Raw genomic sequence first — 16,993 nt, 5'->3', positions numbered from 1 at the left:
AGTAAAATAAGAGGTATATGCATATATGAATAAGCGAACGGCGTTAATACTTGGTGCAAGTGGTTTAGTTGGACAAGAGATAACGCGTCTATTACTTGAATCAGATTACTACGATTCGGTTACTATTTTTGTAAGAGAGCCAATGCAATTGCAACATGAGAAGTTACAGCAGAAACAAGTTGATTTTTCGGTATTAGAGGAATATAAAGAGTTCTTTGCTGTGGATGATGTTTTTAGTTGCTTAGGAACAACAATAAAAAAAGCAAAAACAAAAGCAAATTTTAAAAAAGTAGATTATGAATATACGTTACGAGCTGCTTGTTTAGCTGAAAAACAAGGGGTACAAAATTTCCTTGTCGTGTCTTCTATGGGAGCGAATCCTAAATCATTTTTCTTTTATTCACAAGTGAAAGGGAAAATGGAAGAAGAATTGCAAAAGTTAGTAATCGGTGGTATTCACATTTTTAGACCATCATTATTAGTAGGAAATCGACAAGAATTTCGTTTCGGCGAACAAATGGCTGAAAAGTTATCTCGTATTATTCCTTTTATCTTTAAAGGGGCTTTCAAAAAGTATAAACCAATTTCAGCTAAAGATGTGGCGAAAGGGATGTATATAACCGCGCTGCGAGAAGAATCGGGTATCCATACTTATAATTCAAATGAAATTACAACGATAGAATAAATAAAACCGAGAAGAATGACTTCTCGGTTTTATTTATTCGTATGAATTTTCCCTGGCGCTCGCTTGTATTGATATGGTTCTTGCAATTCAAAGCCAAGTTCATTGGCCGCTATTCTCGGGAAGTACGGATTGCGAAGTAACTCACGTCCGATGAAAATTAAATCAGCTTCGTTATTATTTAAAATTTGCTCTGCTTGTGACCCAGTCGTAATCAATCCAACTGCACCAGTTGCAATCTTAGTATGCTCTTTAATATGTTTGGCGTATTGTACTTGATAACCGGGATACACATCAATATGTGCTGGTACAACTGCGCCAGAACTACAATCTATTAAATCTATTCCCTGTTCTTTCATCCACTGTGTATACTGAACATAATCTTGAACCGTTAGCCCGTCAGGGTGATAATCATTTGCTGAAATACGAACGAATATTGGTCCGTCCCAAACTTCATTTACAGAGTCGATAATTTCGCGTAAGAAACGATAGCGGTTTTCAGGTGAGCCGCCGTATTTATCCGTTCGTTTATTAGTAAGTGGTGATAGGAATTCATTGATAAGGTAACCGTGAGCGCCATGTAATTCGATAACATCAAATCCGGCTTGTTTTGAACGTAACGCGGCCCTCTGAAAAGCTAATATAGTCTCTTTGATTTGCTGTATATTCATTTCTACTGGTATCTTCATCTTATCATTAAAAGGAATTGCAGAAGGAGCGAAAGCATTCGTATCTAATTCAGCTTTTCTTCCGGCGTGAGCGAGTTGAATGGCAGCTTTTGCGCCGTTATCATGTATAAAAGTAGTCGTTTTATGTAAGCCTTCAATTAGGTTGTCATCCCAAATACCTAAGTCTTTGTTAGAAATTCGTCCTTCAGCTAACACCGCAGTTGCTTCAACCATAACTAAACCTACTTGGCCAGCAGCGCGAGTTCCATAATGAATGAGATGAAAATTCGTAACGCTGCCATCCTCATTCCCCGATGAATACATACACATAGGCGACATAACGATACGATTTTTTAGTGTAACGTTCTTAATTGTATAAGGTGAAAAAAGCTTGGAATTCATCAAATAGCCTCCTTGATTGAATTTTCTTATATTTTATCATTCTCTTTTTTGTTTCTCTAATAAAACGCTTATACGAAAAATTTTGTATATTCGTGTTACAATGACTAATATGAACTGAATTGGAGGATGGCATATGTACCAGGCTTATTATGAAAGCGAAGTAGGTTTGCTTGAAATTACAGCGAATCAAGAAGGAATTACGTCTGTTATATTTGTTGATGAACGACAAGAAGAAAATAAAAATGAAATGATAGAACAATGTATAAATGAGTTAGATGAATATTTTAAAGGGAAAAGAAAAGAGTTTACGGTCCCGCTGTCTGCGGAGGGAACAGCATTTCAAAAAAATGTATGGGATGCACTTTATACTATTCCATACGGCGTAAGTGCTTCATATTTAGATATTGCAGAGAAAGTTGGAAATATAAAAGCTGTACGGGCAATAGGAGGGGCAAATAGTCGGAATCCAATTTCAATAATTGTTCCATGTCACCGTGTAATAGGAAAGAGTGGAAAGCTTGTTGGATATGCTGGTGGTTTATGGAGGAAAGAGTGGTTATTAAAACACGAAGGTATTTTGAAATGACGTATGGATGGGAAGAGGGATTGTTTTGAAATGTATAAATTGTGGGCAACCTTGCGAGGAGGAACAGTTAAATTGTGCAAGTTGTCAGCGAAACTTGGATAATGAACAAGAGGAAGGTAGCTCGTTAATAGATAAAGAACTGGAAGTATATGTAGGGAGACAATATCCGTATTACAAAAGGAAATGGGATCTTGAGAATAAGCGGATTGCTAGGTGGAGCTGGAATGGTTGGGCTGCTATTTTCAATATAGGCTGGCTAGGATATCGTAAGTATTATGTACCAGCTGCTTTATTTATGTTGTTATTAGTAGCGTGTGATGCATTTTCGTATTATATGGGATTTAATGTAGCGTTGCCAATCATTAATATGGTGCCTCTTACGTTTTTATTACTCATTTTTATTCTGTTTGGAATGGGGATTTTTGCAAATGGATTATACTATCAATTTGTGGAAAGACGTATATACCGAATAAAAGCAAGAGAAATAAAAGATAAATCAGTTGAAAACTATCTAATCAATGATAGCGGCGGAACGAGCAAAATGGGAGCGACAATTGTTACTATTTTAGCAGTTGCTAGCATATTTTTTAGCCATTTCTTTTTTCCGACTGATCGAGACGTTATTCAAAAGGTTCGTACAAGCTCGCTTTATGAATATCCTTTCTTTTCAATAGGTGAATCTTTCGAAAATTATTTTCAAAATTCAGGTTGGATATATTATCGTGGAACGGAAGGGTTAGAATTAGTAGAATTCCAAGGGTATAACACCGGAACGCCAAGACAAAAGGTGAAGATTCAATTTGTTGTCGATTATAAATTAGGTGAAGTGGAACCATACTCACTTATGGTTAATGGTGAATCTAAAACTGAAGAAGAGTTTTTGAAGCTGATGGAAGAAATATTTAAAGTTCAAAATCCATTTGATATAGAGGATGGATTACAAGTAAATGCTATTCAAGAAAGCGGCTGGAAAGAAATTTCCGATCGCTTTTTTCTATGTTTGTTAAAATAAATATTTAAAATAATCAGAATCTTTTGTATAATGAAATATATTATATAGGATTTAACTTATACATATAGATTGGGGGAAGTAAGAATGAAGAGAAAGACAACAACAATTGCTGCACTTGCGTTAACGACGAGTGTATTGGTTGCAGGATGTGGGAATGGTGAGAAGGCTTCGACAACGAAGAAAGAATCGAATAAGGGAATGGCCGATAAACAAGTTTTAAATTTGCTAGAAACAGCTGAAATTCCTTCAATGGATACATCTAAATCAACAGATTCTGTATCTTTCCGTGTATTTGTAAATGCAATGGAAGGTTTATATCGTCTAGATAAAAATAATAAACCAACACCAGGTATGGCAAAAGATGTGAAGATTAGTGAAGATAAAAAGACATATACATTTGAATTACGTGATGCGAAATGGTCAAATGGTGATCCAGTTCGAGCACAAGATTTTGTATATGCATGGCAACGTACATTAGATAAAGCATTAGCGGCAGAATATGCATTCATTTTATTTGATGTGAAAAATGCACAGAAAGTAAATAAAGGTGAATTACCAGCAGATCAATTGGGTGTTAAAGCGAAGGATGATAAAACGTTGGTAGTAGAATTAGAGCAACCAGCACCTTATTTTCTTGAGCTTACGTCGTTCCCTACATTTTTCCCATTAAATGAAAAATATGTGAAAGAGCAAGGAGATAAATACGGATTAGAAGCAGATAAATTATTATATAATGGACCATTTACAATGAGTCAATGGAAACATGAACAAAATTATCAGTTGAAGAAAAATCCTAATTATTGGGATAAAGATACTGTAAAATTAGACGAAATTAATGTAAGTATTGTGAAGGAAACAAGCACGGGAGTAAATTTATATGATAGTGATCAAGCAGATCGAGTTATTTTAACTTCTGAATTTGTTGATAAATATAAAAAGAATAAGCCAGATGAATTTAAAACGAAGTTAGATCCACGCATATATTTCTTACGTTTTAACCAAAAAAATGCAACATTTAAAAACCAAAAAGTACGTGAAGCGATTGATTTAGCATACGATAAAAAAGGAATTGCTGATGTCATTCTAAATGACGGTTCATTGCCAGCATATTTCTTAGTACCTGAAAAATTTACGACAGGTCCGGATGGAAAAGATTTCCGCTCTGTAAATAAAAACTTCCGTGATAGTAAAGATAATGCAGAGAAAGCAAAAAAATTATGGGAAGAAGCGAAGAAAGAGCTTGGTCAAGATACAATTACGGTTGAATTACTAAACGATGATAACGGTAGCCGTAAAAAAGTGGGCGACTTTATTAAGGAAGAACTAGAGAAAAACTTGCCTGGTATTAAAGTGAATTTGAAACAGCAACCATACAAGCAGAAGCTAGATTTAGAAAAGAAATTCCAATATGAATTCTCATTATCTGCATGGAGTCCTGATTATCCGGATCCAATGACTTATATTGATATGTTTGTTACTGGAAGCTCATTTAATGAAATGGATTATTCTAATCCGAAGTATGATGATTTAGTAGCGAAATCAAAAGGAGAGCTATTAAAAGATGATAAAGCACGCTGGAATGCACTTGCGGAAGCTGAAAAAATCTTAATTGGTCAAGACGCAGCAATTTCTCCTACGTACCAACAAAGTACAGCTTATTTAGAGAAGCCGTTTGTAAAAGGCATTGCTAACCATACGTTTGGCGGGGACTTCAGTTATAAATGGGCATATATTACAAAAAAATAGTATAATAAAAGATGAGTGAATTTTCGCTCATCTTTTATTTGTATAAGGAGGAATTATAGTTGTTAAGGGGAATCAATCATATTTGTTTTTCGGTATCTAATTTAGAAAACTCTATTATGTTTTATGAAAAAGTATTAGAAGGAGAATTATTAGTTAAAGGAAGAAAATTGGCTTATTTTAACATATGTGGAGTATGGATAGCGCTTAATGAAGAGACGCATATTTCGAGAAATGAGATTCATCAATCTTATACGCACATTGCATTTTCTGTTGAACAAGAAGACTTTAAATGTCTAATACAGCGATTAGAAGAAAATGATGTTCATATTTTACAAGGAAGAGAACGTGATGTAAGAGATTACGAATCTATATACTTTGTTGATCCTGACGGTCATAAATTTGAGTTTCACTCAGGGACACTGCAAGACCGTTTAAATTATTATAGAGATGAGAAACCTCATATGACATTTTATTAGGGAGGGATAGCATTTGCATGCACTTGTAATTGGTGGAACAGGAATGCTAAAGAAAGTTTCTATGTGGTTTTGTGAGAAAGGATTTTATGTTTCTATTATCGGGCGAGATGAAGTGAAATTAGAAAATGTTAAGCGAATGAGTTCTGCACCAGAAAATATTACATGCCTTTCGTTAGATTATCATAATGATGAAGATGTAAAGCTAGCTATTAAAAGTACAATTAAGAAAAATGGCCCAATCACATTAGTTGTTGCATGGGTACACACAAGTGCAAAGCATGCACTATCAAATATTTGTAAAGAACTAGATTTGTCGTCTAAAACATATAGTTTATTTCATATTTTAGGTAGTAAAGCATCACGTATGCCTGCACAAAAAATAGGGAGTACGCGATGTATTTATCATAGAATTATTTTAGGTTTTATTTTAGAAGATACATATGGAAGATGGCTTACTCATGAAGAGATAGCTGATGGAGTTATAAAAGGGATTGAAAGTAAACGAGCGGAGTGGATTGTAGGGAGAGTTGAACCGTGGGAATTACGACCAACATGGTGAGGGGGAGTAAGAAATGAAAACAACTATATATGTAACAAGGCATGGTGAAACAGAGTGGAATGTAGCGAAGCGAATGCAGGGACGGAAAAATTCTGCTTTAACTGAAAATGGTATAGTTCAGGCGAAACAATTAGGGAATCGAATGAAAGATTTACCAATCCATGCGATCTATAGTAGTCCGAGCGAAAGAACACTTCATACGGCAGAGTTAATAAAAGGGGAACGTGATATACCCATTATAGCGGATGAGCATTTCTATGAAATTAACATGGGTATATGGGAAGGACAAACAATCGCGGATATAGAAAAGCAATTTCCAGAAGAAGTACATCTGTTTTGGAATGAGCCACATCTTTTTCAGTCAACATCAGGCGAAAATTTTGAGGCCGTTTATGAAAGAGTAATTGAAGGGATGCAGCTTCTTTTAGAGAAGCATAAAGGACAAAACATATTGATTGTTTCTCATGCGGCAGCAGCAAAATTACTTATAGGGTATTTCGCGGGAATGGAAATAGAAAATGTGTGGGATGATCCATTTATGCATAGTGCCAGTTTGAGCATAATAGAATTTGAAGAGGGTATTGGTAAAGTGAAACAATTTGCAGATATAAGTCACTTTCAATAAATGTAAAAAAGGCCGCAAAACGGCCTTTTTTGGGTGGTATAAAAACTAGCAGTTACGTTTTTTATACCAGAAGTGATCGAATTTCTTATTTTTGCAAGATGGGAATTTATGTCCGCCTTTGCAATCATTCCATTTGTGTCCGCTATCGTGACAGTCTTTACCATGATCACATGAATCATCGCAAGAGTGACCGTGTCTGTTAGGGAAGAATTCGCATTTTTTACAGAAACTTCGTTTTGTCCAGAAAAATTTCTTTTCAAAGCGTATGCATTTTGTAATGAATGTACAATGTTTTCTGCGAGTACGTTTTGTAACTAATACGCATTCTTTTCTACGCGTTACTTTCGTAACGAACGTCCATTTTTGAACACGTACACGTGTACATTTCGTAACAAATGTCCATTTTTTTACGTGCGTACATTTTGTAACGAACGTACAATGTTTCACGCGAGTACATCTTGTTCTTGGACATTTACCCCCAGTTGTACATTTACATCCAGTTGTACAATGATGATGAGTGAATTTATCATCATCGCATTCAAAAGTACTTGGATCTTGGTGTAAGAAATCCTCCATCCCAGCACTTTTGATTTCTTCGACAGCTTTTCTAATATCACGTTTCATAGAAATCCTCCTTATCATGTATTAAAGTGAAAAGGTATTCTTTTTCCTTAACATGATATGTATGTAGGCATCTTTCTGAACAGGACAAGAGTGTAATTTTATATAAATAGATGATTGCGGATGTATGGACAAGAAAAGGCGCATACATTGAAGGAAGAGAACTGAGAAGGGATGAGAAAACATGCTGCCTTCATATGATTTTTTTGTTCATCCAATGTACTTAGTGGAATTGAAAAAGGACATTTGGTCAGATAGTCCAGTGCCAGCAAAATTAACTTATGGAAAAAAGAAGTATGATATTGATATCGTATACCGAGGAGCTCATATTCGCGAATTTGAGAAAAAGTCTTATCATGTTATGTTTTATAAGCCTAAAAAATTTCAAGGTGCGAAAGAGTTTCATTTGAATTCGGAGTTTATGGATCCGTCTCTCATACGAAATAAATTATCTTTAGATTTTTTTCATGATATTGGTGTACTTTCGCCAAAATCACAACATGTATTTATAAAAATTAATGGTCAAATTCAAGGTGTGTACTTACAGTTAGAATCGGTTGATGAAAATTTTTTAAAAAATAGAGGATTACCGAGTGGTTCTATTTATTATGCAATAGATGATGATGCGAATTTTTCATTAATGAGTGAACGAGATAAAGATGTTAAGACAGAGCTCTTTGCGGGTTATGAATTTAAATATTCGAATAAAAATAGTGAAGAACAACTGAGTGAATTTGTATTTCAAGCGAATACTTTGACGAGGGAAGCCTATGAAAAAGAAATTGGGAAGTTTCTACATGTAGATAAATATTTACGATGGTTAGCAGGAGTTATTTTTACGCAAAACTTTGATGGTTTCGTTCATAACTATGCACTATATCATAACGATGAAACAAATTTATTTGAAGTTATACCGTGGGATTATGATGCGACTTGGGGGCGAGATGTACAAGGGAGACCACTTAATCATGAATATATTCGCATTCAAGGGTATAATACGTTAAGTGCAAGATTGCTAGACATACCTGTATTTAGAAAGCAGTATCGAAGTATTTTGGAAGAAATATTAGAAAATCAATTCACAGTTTCGTTTATGAGGCCGAAAGTAGAAGGGTTGTGTGAATTGATTCGCCCATATTTACTACAAGATCCATACATGAAAGAAAAATTAGAAACATTTGATCAAGAGGCTGATATGATTTATGAATATATAAATAAAAGAAGAAAGTATATACAAGACCACTTACATGAATTGGATTAATTTTGAAAGAGATTGAAACGTTATCAATCTCTTTTTTTTGTATAATAAAGATGTATCAATAAAAATGAAGTAATATATTTGATAGAGAATGGGGATGCGGATATATGACGATTAAATGGATTGATTGGGTAAAACAAATACAATCTATAGCTCAAGCGGGTTTAACGTATTCTAAGGATGTGTATGATATTGAGCGTTTCCAGCAATTACGAGATATTTCTATTTCAATGATGTCACATTATACGAAAACAGATTGGGAAGTCGTAGAGAAATTATTTGCAAGTGAGACAGGCTATCAAACACCTAAAGTTGATATAAGAGCGGTTGTTTTTCAAAATGAAAAGTTATTATTTGTGAAAGAAAAAAGCGATGGGAAATGGGCATTGCCAGGTGGATGGGCTGATGTCGGTTATACGCCAACCGAAGTTGTAGCAAAAGAAGTTTTCGAAGAGACAGGTTATGAGGTAGATCATTTTAAGTTACTAGCTATATTTGATAAAGAAAAACATCAACCATCTCCATCGGCGACGCATGTATATAAGATTTTCATTGGATGCGAGATTATTGGTGGAGAAAAGAAAACTAGCATTGAAACAGAAGAGGTGGAGTTTTTTGGTGAAAATGAATTGCCTAATTTATCAATTGCTAGAAATACAGAAAACCAAATTAAAGAGATGTTTGCCTACATGAAAGACCCGCAGAAAGAGAAATTAATAGATTAATCCTGCTTGAATTGTACATATTGTTAAAATGAAGATATTGGCAGATTGCAGCCTTTATGTAATAATGGGATGGTATGTGAAGAAAAAAGGAGATAAAAAAGAACATGTTAGCAAACATAATAGATCAGTTATTGCAATTTTTTGCAAGCTTAGGTTACTTTGGAGTAGCTCTTGCTTTAATGATTGAAGTAATCCCGAGTGAAATTGTACTTTCGTATGCTGGCTTTTTAGTAGCGAATGGTAAAATTAGTTTTGTGGGTGCAGTTATCGCCGGAACGATTGGTGGTACTTTAGCGCAAATCTTTTTATACTGGCTTGGATACTACGGAGGGCGTCCGGTTGTAGAGAAATATGGGAAATATCTACTTATTAATAAACATCATTTAGACATAGCGGAAGGTTGGTTTAAGCGTTATGGAGCAGGCGTAATATTTTCTGCGCGCTTTATCCCAGTAGTACGTCATGCGATCTCTATTCCAGCAGGGCTAGCTAAGATGCCATTAAAACTATTTACACTTTATACGGTTGTAGCGATCATTCCATGGTCAATTCTATTTATATACTTAGGTGAAAAACTTGGTGGGAATTGGCGACAAATTAAAGAGTATGCATCTGATTACACACATTACATAATTATAGGAGCTGTTCTTTTTATTGCTCTATACTTTGGTTTAAAGTATTTCAAAAAGAAAAAAGCAGCGCGTTAAAGTCAATGATTTTTCATTGGCTTTTTTTGTTTGTTTCGGTTCTAAAGAAAAGGAGTTGTCCATAATGTGTAATAATAAAGCGTAGCGGAGGAATGTGATGAAAGGGTCACCGTTTATACGTGGAACGATATTTTTAACGATGGCAACGATGATATCAAAAATGTTAGGGTTTATATATGTTATACCATTTACAGCGATGGTCGGTACGAGTGGTTACGTTCTATACACATATGCATATCGTCCTTATACCATCATGCTCAGTATAGCAACAATGGGATTACCGCTAGCTGTTTCAAAGATGGTATCAAAATATGATCAACTGAATGATTATCATACGGTTAAGAGAGTGTTGAAAAGTGGAATCGTGTTTATGTTTATAATGGGAGTCATTTCGTGTTTTACGTTATATATGCTAGCTCCGCATTTAGCTAAACTTGTCATCGATGGGAATGATCAAACGGGGAATAGTGTAGGAGCGGTTACTACTAATATTCGAATTGTAAGTTTTGCGTTAATACTTGTGCCAGTAATGAGTTTATTAAGGGGCTTCTTTCAAGGATTCCAATCGATGGGGCCTTCTGCATTAAGTGTAGTTGTAGAGCAATTTTTTCGGGTTTTAACCATTTTAATAGGAAGCTTTGTCGTTTTATATGTTTTAAAAGCTTCTGTTTCGCTAGCGGTTGGTATTTCAACGTTCGGTGCATTTATGGGAGCTGTAGGTGGATTAACTGTTTTAAGTGCGTATTATATAAGAAGGAGAAGGCACTTAAAGAAAAAAGAGATGGAAAGTATACCACAAACAACGAAATCTTTTTTCTCATTGTATAAGGAGCTCTTTACATATTCTATTCCTTTTGTTGTGGTGGGCTTAGCAATTCCGTTGTATCAGACGATTGATACATTTACAATTAATAAACTACTTATACAAATAGGGTATATGCAAGGAGAAGCGGAAAAAATTAATGCGATAATTGGTCTTGTTCAAATGGTTGTGCTTATCCCGGTATCCGTTGCGACAGCTTTTAGTATGTCTCTCGTACCAGAGATGACGAAAGCTTACACAGCAGGAAATACGAAGCTATTGTACAAACATTTTACGAGAACAAATGTATTAGTAGTAGCAATTACGGTACCGGCGGCAATTGGAATGATGGTGTTAGCCAAACCTGTATATACTCTTTTATTCGGTGCTGGAAATGATCCAGAGATGGGGAGAATCATTTTACAGTATTATGCTCCTGCTTGCATACTATTTTCTCTTTTTACAGTAACGGCTGCTATGCTACAAGGAATCAATCAACAGCAGAAGACGGTGCTAGGACTAGTGATTGGAATTATTGTGAAGATAGTTTTAAATATTGTATTGCTTCCGTATTTCGATTATGTAAGTTTTATCATTTCAACATACGCGGGCTATACGATTTCAGTCGGGTTTAACTTGTGGATGCTTTCTAAATATGTTATAAAGGCAACATAAGCTTTTAAGGCAGAGAGCACTCTGTCTTTTTCTATGTTTATCCCGCTTTAACGGGCAGTGAGACCCTCACCTCAAAATTCAGCGAAAAAAAGAAGTTTGGTTGGGGGCGGATAACCCGTAAAAGCCCGATTTGTAAGGGCTAATAATTGGTGAGGATGAAGCCCCCCACTGATTAAAGTTTCACTTTATAATATTTTTCTTATAAAAACGTTTTCAAAATAATTTTTCTATTGAAATTTAAACGTATGTTTCATATGCTGAGAATGGCGGTTTAAAAACTGTGATTTAAGAGAGGTAGATTCCTACATGTAAAAAGAATCGGGGTGATAGTATGTTAAATATATATTTAACAGACCGAAACGGAAAACTACAAGAGATTGAGGAAATGCAAAAGGGGTGCTGGATTAATGTACTTCATCCAACAGAAGAAGAAATTCAATATCTAGTACAAACTTTAAATGTAGACTTAGATTTCATTAAAGACCCTTTGGATGATGAAGAACGCTCTCGTATTGAAAAGGAAGACAATAATACTTTAATTATCGTGGATATTCCGACAGTTAGACATGACGAAGAAGGAAATTCGATTTATGACACGATTCCAATAGGTATGATTGTGATGCCGGATTGTTTTGTTACAATCTGCTTAGAAGAGAATCCAATTTTTGAACGTTTTATTAATCAACGTATTAAAGAATTTTATACGTTTAAGAAGACGCGCTTTGCACTTCAGCTCTTATATACGATTTCTACTTATTATTTAAGATACTTAAAGCAAATAAATCGAAAAACAATTGATTTAGAGCATCAATTAAATCAGTCAATGAAAAATAAAGAGATTTTCACATTGTTAGGCCTTGAGAAAAGTTTAGTATACTTTACAACGTCATTAAAGGCTAATAAAATTGTAATTCAAAAGTTAATGCGTAATAGTACATTTTTAAAAATGTATGAAGACGATCAAGATTTATTAGAAGATGTATTAATTGAAAATAAACAGGCTATTGAAATGGCGGAAATATATAGTCACATTTTAAGTGGAATGATGAATACTTTTAGCTCCGTTATATCAAATAATTTAAATAGTGTTATGAAACTGTTAACGTCAATTACGATCATTTTATCTTTACCGACGATGGTTTCTAGTTTCTTTGGAATGAACGTAAAGGTTCCGTTTGAAGGGGAAGCCCACGGTTTTGTAATTGTACTCATCATATGTGTAACACTATCTTTCACGTTAGCTTTTGTTTTTTGGAAGAAACGTTACTTTTAACGATAAGAAAGCTGCTCTAGCATAGTTATATAACTACGCTAGAGCAGCTTTTTTGCTATGAAATCTCAAATTTTGAATAGAATATAACTTGTACAATGTAATGTATATAAAGGGTATGTATGCCATATAAACCTTGTTCAATTAATGAAATGGGGTTAAAATTACATATTGTTAATGAAAAGTTGGAGGAAATACATCATGGAATTGTTTCAATTACCGAAAGCATTCCTGCAAATGAATACAATTTTTATCTCCATATTGATCGAAGCACTTCCTTTCGTGCTCATTGGTGTATTTATTTCAGGATTCATTCAAATGTTCGTGACAGAAGATATGGTGGCAAAATGGATGCCGAAGAACCGATTTCTGTCTGTTTTATTAGCTACTTTTTTAGGTATGTTGTTTCCAGGTTGTGAATGTGGAATTGTTCCGATTGTAAGACGATTAATTGGAAAAGGCGTTCCACCATACGCAGGGATTGCATTTATGTTAACTGGACCTATTATTAATCCAGTTGTATTATTTGCTACTTATGTCGCCTTTGGGAGTAGTATGCACATGGTATGGTATCGTTCTATTGTAGCGATTATCGTAGCCATTATCGTTGGAATTATATTATCCTTTATGTTTAAAGAACATCAATTAAGAGATGATCACTTCCCAGAAGTGAATAATAAGCGTCCACTGCGTAAAAAAATGTGGGATGTATGTACACACGCTGTTGAGGAATTCTTCTCAATGGGAAAATATTTAGTACTAGGTGCATTAATTGCAGCAGCGGTACAAACGTTTGTACAAACTTCAACACTTCTTGCTATTGGACAAGGTCCGTTTTCTTCATCAGCTGTTATGATGGGACTTGCTTATATATTATCACTTTGTTCAGAGGCAGATGCATTTATCGCTTCTTCGTTCCAAAGTACGTTTTCAACAGCTTCACTTGTCGCGTTCCTCGTTTACGGACCGATGGTGGATATTAAAAATATGTTTATGATGCTTGCGACATTTAAAACTAAATTTGTAATTGTTGTTATAGTTACAGTTACTCTTGTTGTTTATGCAAGCTCACTACTCATTTATGCGATGGGGTGGTAGGTTATGTTTCGAGCATATATATTATTAGGTTTTACAATATTAATTGCGCAGCTTCATATTTCCGGTAACATTACGAAGTATATCAATATGAAGTATGCCTATTTATCAACAACAGCAGCAATTATTTTAGGTTTCTTAACGATTATACAAATTATCGTCGTTTTCCAAAAAGAGCACCAAAAGGAAAAAGAGAAAAATGATTGCAGTTGTGACCATAGCCATTGCGGGCATGATCATTCAAAAGATGAGAATACATGGTGGAAAAAAGCATTTTCGTACTCCTTGTTTTGTTTTCCAATTATCTCAGGGTTATTTTTCCCAATTGCGACGTTAGATTCGGATATTGTTAAAGCGAAAGGATTTCACTTTCCTGTTGCACAAGCAGAAAGTAAGGATCCATTTATGACAAGACAATTTCTAAGACCTGATACGAGCATTTATTACGGGAAAGAAGGATACCGTGGTGTAATGGAAAAAGGGAAGAAAGAGTTTGTTACGAAAGACAATATTAATTTGAAAGATGAAGACTTCCTAAAGGGTATGGAAACAATTTATAATTATCCTGGCGAGTTTACTGGGAAAAAATTATCTTTTAAAGGGTTTGTTTTTAGGGATGATTCTTCTAAAAAAGAACAATACTTCTTATTCCGTTTCGGTATTATACATTGCGTAGCAGATTCTGGTGTGTATGGTATGTTAGTGAAAAAGCCAGAAGGCGTAGAGTGGAATAATGATGACTGGATTCAAGTAGAAGGAGAGATAACTACTGAGTTTTATCAGCCGTTTCATGCGAATATTCCTGTATTAGAAGTAACAAAATGGAATAAAGTTGAACAGCCGAAAGAACAATATGTATTTAGAGGAGCCGATTGATAAAATCGGTTCTTTTTTGTGGGCTAAAAGTTCTGAATGTTGTTAATATTAAACGTGTAGTTCATTTAGTATAGTGATTATTGAAATATTAGGGATAAATCATTAAAGGGGTGATAACAATGACAGAAGTAAAGGGGAAAACAGCCAATGAGTCAAGGGTGTTCAAAACGAGCCGAGTATTCCCAACAGATTTAAATGATCATAACACGCTATTTGGTGGGAAGATATTAGCGGAGATGGATATGGTTGCTTCTATTTCAGCATCCAGACATTCGAGAAAGGAATGTGTCACAGCATCTATGGACTGGGTCGATTTCTTACATCCTGTTCGTTCTTCAGATTGTGTTAGTTATGAATCTTTCGTAATTTGGACGGGAAGAACTTCGATGGAAGTGTTTGTGAAGGTAGTAGCTGAAGATTTAATTTCAGGTGAGAAGCGTATAGCGGCAACGTCATTCGTTACTTTTGTGGCACTTAGTAAGGAAAATAATCCAGTTCCAGTACCGCGTGTTATCCCTGAAACAGAAGAAGAGAAAGAATTACATCGTATTGCTGTGTTACGTGCAGAACAGCGTCATATACGTAAGGCAGAGAGTAAGAAAGTAGCCACATTGTTAACCTTTTGAGATGAATATTTAGCCATTTAAGTTACTATAGCAGTCGGAAATGGTTTTAAAATGAAAAGCGGACACCTAAAAATAGGTGTCCGCTTTTATAGTTTTTTCATCCACATATCATATGACAGTAGCTACTTAGCAGAAGCAAGCAGCACCGACGATGATTAAGAGGATAAATAATACGACTAATAGCGCAAATCCATTACCATGTGCGAAGCCCATTGTTATTTCCTCCTTTTATTTTAAGATACAACATACAATATGCAAATGAGCTATTGTTTGATATGGACATATATCATGCAATGACATATTTTCTTGAATGATAATGTAATAAAAAAGGGAAGATATAGAAATAACAGTAAGTGGAGAAAGGAATTTATCCATGAAGCACTTTTTCGCTATAATCCTTTGTTTAATAGGTGTATTCATTTGGATGAACATCGATGTGGAAATGGGGAAGGAAATGGCTAGTGAATATGAATTAGGACAAGTTCGATTAGGTGAATTTCAATTATATACGAACGGTGAAGAGTTATATAGAAAATTATTTGAGGATATAAACGATGCAGAAAAGTATATATATATCCATTTTTATATTGTAGGAAAAGATGAAATAAGCCAAGAGTTTTTACAGTTATTAGAGAAAAAAGCATCTAGCGGAGTAGAAGTAAAATTGTCAGTCGATCGGATAGGTGGATATAAGCTGAAGAAAAAGGTAATTAGCCGATTAAAGGAAAACGGTGTGAAGTTTACATTTAGTAAAAAAACGAAACTGAAAAATGTGTTCTATTCTTTTCATCAACGGAATCATAGACGTATTGTTACGATAGATGGAAAGGTATCATACGTCGGTGGTTTTAATATCGGAAAGGAGTACCTTGGACAAAATCCAAAGTTTGGGCCATGGCGTGATTATCACGTGCGCATCCATGGTGAGGGTGCAGCGGATATGGAAAGAAAGTTCGCCGAAGATTGGAAAGAAGATACAGGAGAAAAAATGCCTATACATGAAAGTATACCTACATTAGGGAATGTGAAATATCAATATTTATTTTCAAATGGAAAAGGCTTATGGGAAAAGTATGGGGCACTTTTAAAAAAGGCTAAAAAGTCTTTAATTATCGCTACACCATATTTTGTACCAAGTAAAGAAATGGTGAAAGAGTTAAAAGCTGCATTAAATCGTGGTGTTAATGTGAAAATTCTCGTGCCATTTAAAAGTGATGCCATATTGTTAAAACAAGCTGCCTATCCATATTTGAAAGATATGTTACATGCTGGAGCGGAGATTTATCAATATCGAAATGGATTTTTTCATGGGAAAGTAACAATTATTGATGGAGAAATTGTTGATATTGGGACAGCGAATTTTGATAATAGAAGTTTTTATTTAAATTGTGAGTCTAACTGTATCATATATGATAAAACAGTTGTTGATGAAGTATGGAGTCGATTACAGGTAGACTTTCATAAATCAAAACGATTTTCTGAAGAAGATTTTGAGAAAATTAGTAGATGGGATTGGTTTTTAGCGAGAATAGCGAATGTTTTAGCATCATATTTATAGTATATGGACAAAAGAGAAGGGAGG

19 protein-coding genes are annotated in these 16,993 nt (G+C 34.7%); 16 read left to right on the top strand and 3 right to left on the bottom strand.

Features of this window, described 5'->3' with window-relative positions:
• Nucleotides 1–25 precede the first annotated feature (25 nt).
• Nucleotides 26–685 (top strand): oxidoreductase, encoded by a 660-nt coding sequence (locus MR107_RS05230; RefSeq protein ID WP_001042735.1) that lies wholly within the window; start codon nucleotides 26–28, stop codon nucleotides 683–685.
• Between the two features lie 29 nt (nucleotides 686–714).
• Here the strand turns inward: MR107_RS05230 and namA are convergent, their stop codons facing one another.
• Complete coding sequence (namA, locus tag MR107_RS05225) at nucleotides 715–1,752, bottom strand: NADPH dehydrogenase NamA (RefSeq protein ID WP_242292111.1); 1,038 nt, start codon at nucleotides 1,750–1,752, stop codon at nucleotides 715–717.
• Nucleotides 1,753–1,885: 133 nt separating this feature from the next.
• Here namA and MR107_RS05220 point away from each other — a divergent pair, with 133 nt between their 5' ends.
• The 6 genes from MR107_RS05220 to MR107_RS05195 all read left to right on the top strand — a co-directional run bounded on the left by MR107_RS05220 (nucleotide 1,886) and on the right by MR107_RS05195 (nucleotide 6,756).
• Complete coding sequence (locus tag MR107_RS05220; protein ID WP_000283912.1) at nucleotides 1,886–2,338, top strand: methylated-DNA--[protein]-cysteine S-methyltransferase; 453 nt, start codon at nucleotides 1,886–1,888, stop codon at nucleotides 2,336–2,338.
• Nucleotides 2,339–2,345: 7 nt separating this feature from the next.
• The gene (locus tag MR107_RS05215) at nucleotides 2,346–3,350 is read left to right on the top strand and encodes a DUF2628 domain-containing protein (RefSeq protein WP_002195426.1); all 1,005 of its coding nucleotides are present in this window, start codon (nucleotides 2,346–2,348) and stop codon (nucleotides 3,348–3,350) included.
• An 84-nt stretch (nucleotides 3,351–3,434) separates the two neighbouring features.
• Nucleotides 3,435–5,096 carry a peptide ABC transporter substrate-binding protein gene (locus MR107_RS05210; RefSeq protein WP_226368373.1) on the top strand — a complete coding sequence of 554 codons (1,662 nt, stop codon included), beginning with the start codon at nucleotides 3,435–3,437 and terminating at the stop codon, nucleotides 5,094–5,096.
• 59 nt (nucleotides 5,097–5,155) lie between these two features.
• A complete protein-coding gene (fosB, locus tag MR107_RS05205) occupies nucleotides 5,156–5,572 on the top strand; it encodes a FosBx1 family fosfomycin resistance bacillithiol transferase (RefSeq protein WP_000943775.1) in 417 nt (138 codons plus the stop codon).
• A gap of 13 nt (nucleotides 5,573–5,585) precedes the next feature.
• Entirely contained in the window at nucleotides 5,586–6,131 is a 546-nt protein-coding gene (locus MR107_RS05200; protein WP_000543107.1) for a short-chain dehydrogenase, read from the top strand.
• A 13-nt stretch (nucleotides 6,132–6,144) separates the two neighbouring features.
• Nucleotides 6,145–6,756 carry a phosphoserine phosphatase 1 gene (locus tag MR107_RS05195; protein WP_000858826.1) on the top strand — a complete coding sequence of 204 codons (612 nt, stop codon included), beginning with the start codon at nucleotides 6,145–6,147 and terminating at the stop codon, nucleotides 6,754–6,756.
• A 45-nt stretch (nucleotides 6,757–6,801) separates the two neighbouring features.
• On the opposite strand, the gene exsB is transcribed toward MR107_RS05195, so the two are convergent.
• The gene (gene exsB / locus MR107_RS05190) at nucleotides 6,802–7,380 is read right to left on the bottom strand and encodes an exosporium protein ExsB (RefSeq protein ID WP_000817498.1); all 579 of its coding nucleotides are present in this window, start codon (nucleotides 7,378–7,380) and stop codon (nucleotides 6,802–6,804) included.
• 181 nt (nucleotides 7,381–7,561) lie between these two features.
• Between exsB and cotH the strand changes: the two genes are divergently transcribed.
• The 8 genes from cotH to MR107_RS05150 all read left to right on the top strand — a co-directional run bounded on the left by cotH (nucleotide 7,562) and on the right by MR107_RS05150 (nucleotide 15,411).
• Nucleotides 7,562–8,638, top strand: a complete 1,077-nt coding sequence (gene cotH, locus MR107_RS05185) for a spore coat protein CotH (protein WP_000938001.1) — start codon at nucleotides 7,562–7,564, stop codon at nucleotides 8,636–8,638.
• Between the two features lie 104 nt (nucleotides 8,639–8,742).
• Entirely contained in the window at nucleotides 8,743–9,360 is a 618-nt protein-coding gene (locus MR107_RS05180; protein ID WP_139849597.1) for an NUDIX hydrolase N-terminal domain-containing protein, read from the top strand.
• Between the two features lie 104 nt (nucleotides 9,361–9,464).
• Complete coding sequence (uptA, locus tag MR107_RS05175; RefSeq protein ID WP_000880691.1) at nucleotides 9,465–10,067, top strand: undecaprenyl phosphate transporter UptA; 603 nt, start codon at nucleotides 9,465–9,467, stop codon at nucleotides 10,065–10,067.
• A 97-nt stretch (nucleotides 10,068–10,164) separates the two neighbouring features.
• Nucleotides 10,165–11,544 (top strand): putative polysaccharide biosynthesis protein, encoded by a 1,380-nt coding sequence (locus MR107_RS05170; RefSeq protein ID WP_000678845.1) that lies wholly within the window; start codon nucleotides 10,165–10,167, stop codon nucleotides 11,542–11,544.
• A 331-nt stretch (nucleotides 11,545–11,875) separates the two neighbouring features.
• Nucleotides 11,876–12,817, top strand: coding sequence for a magnesium transporter CorA family protein (locus tag MR107_RS05165; RefSeq protein ID WP_000932389.1), 942 nt, complete (start codon nucleotides 11,876–11,878; stop codon nucleotides 12,815–12,817).
• A gap of 198 nt (nucleotides 12,818–13,015) precedes the next feature.
• Nucleotides 13,016–13,912 carry a permease gene (locus MR107_RS05160; protein ID WP_000418716.1) on the top strand — a complete coding sequence of 299 codons (897 nt, stop codon included), beginning with the start codon at nucleotides 13,016–13,018 and terminating at the stop codon, nucleotides 13,910–13,912.
• A 3-nt stretch (nucleotides 13,913–13,915) separates the two neighbouring features.
• Nucleotides 13,916–14,785, top strand: a complete 870-nt coding sequence (locus MR107_RS05155) for a TIGR03943 family putative permease subunit (RefSeq protein WP_000488043.1) — start codon at nucleotides 13,916–13,918, stop codon at nucleotides 14,783–14,785.
• 119 nt (nucleotides 14,786–14,904) lie between these two features.
• Nucleotides 14,905–15,411: an acyl-CoA thioesterase gene (locus MR107_RS05150; protein ID WP_000141164.1), complete on the top strand. Its 507-nt coding sequence runs from the start codon at nucleotides 14,905–14,907 to the stop codon at nucleotides 15,409–15,411.
• Nucleotides 15,412–15,537: 126 nt separating this feature from the next.
• Here MR107_RS05150 and MR107_RS05145 read toward each other — a convergent pair whose 3' ends face one another.
• Nucleotides 15,538–15,624 (bottom strand): YjcZ family sporulation protein, encoded by an 87-nt coding sequence (locus MR107_RS05145; protein WP_000505094.1) that lies wholly within the window; start codon nucleotides 15,622–15,624, stop codon nucleotides 15,538–15,540.
• A 160-nt stretch (nucleotides 15,625–15,784) separates the two neighbouring features.
• On the opposite strand from MR107_RS05145, the gene cls reads away from it, so the two are divergent.
• Nucleotides 15,785–16,969 (top strand): cardiolipin synthase, encoded by a 1,185-nt coding sequence (cls, locus tag MR107_RS05140; RefSeq protein ID WP_242292110.1) that lies wholly within the window; start codon nucleotides 15,785–15,787, stop codon nucleotides 16,967–16,969.
• The last annotated feature ends 24 nt before the right edge of the window (nucleotides 16,970–16,993 follow it).

This window comes from Bacillus cereus group sp. BfR-BA-01441 (assembly GCF_022663075.1).
GTDB lineage: Bacteria > Bacillota > Bacilli > Bacillales > Bacillaceae_G > Bacillus_A > Bacillus_A cereus.
This window is presented reverse-complemented; position numbering and strand designations above follow the sequence as displayed.